Origin of the sequence: Bradyrhizobium sp. 138 (assembly GCF_023074075.1) — a bacterium.
In the GTDB taxonomy this organism is placed as follows: Bacteria; Pseudomonadota; Alphaproteobacteria; order Rhizobiales; family Xanthobacteraceae; genus Bradyrhizobium.
Window position 1 is genome coordinate 1 of the sequence record NZ_JADPKT010000090.1, and the last position, 668, is coordinate 668.

Annotated in this window: 1 pseudogene; it reads left to right on the forward strand. The window is 63.0% G+C overall.

Annotation, left to right across the window (positions count from 1 at the left end):
* A pseudogene (locus IVA79_RS31275) lies at positions 1–668 on the forward strand (IS3 family transposase); the annotation flags it as partial.

The window sequence follows — 668 nt, forward strand, 5'->3', positions numbered from 1 at the left end:
CAGTGTCTATTATCTACCACGTCCGGTGTCGCCCCCCGATCTCGCGATCATGCGACGGCTCGACCGGCTGCACCTGGAGTTTCCTTTCGCCGGTTCGCGAATGTTGCGAGACCTGCTGGCTGCCGAGGGGAGCAAGATCGGCCGCCGGCATGTCAAAACGCTGATGCGGCGGATGGGGATAGAGGCGCTCTACCGCCGTCCGCGCACCACCAAACCCGAACCCGGGCACAAGATCTATCCGTATCTGCTGCGCGAGATCGAGATCACACGCCCGAACCAGGTCTGGGCGATGGACATCACCTACATCCCGATGGCGCGCGGCTTCGTCTATCTCGCGGTGGTGCTTGACTGGTTCAGCCGTCCGGTGCTGTCGTGGCGCGTCTCGATCACGATGGGAAGCCGCATTCTTGTCGAGACGCTGGAGGACGCTCTTGCTTGCCACGGCAAGCCGGAAATCTTCAACACCGACCAAGGCTCGCAGTTCACGGGCGCCGCGTTCACCGGCGTGCTCGCCAGTCATGGCATCGTATCAGCATGGACGGTCGGGGTGCCTGGCGCGACAACGTGTTCGTCGAGCGGCTGCGGCGCAGTGTCAAATATGAGGAGGTCTATCTGCGCGCCTACGACACCGTGTTCGACGCCCGCGCCTCGATCAGCCGATACCTCGA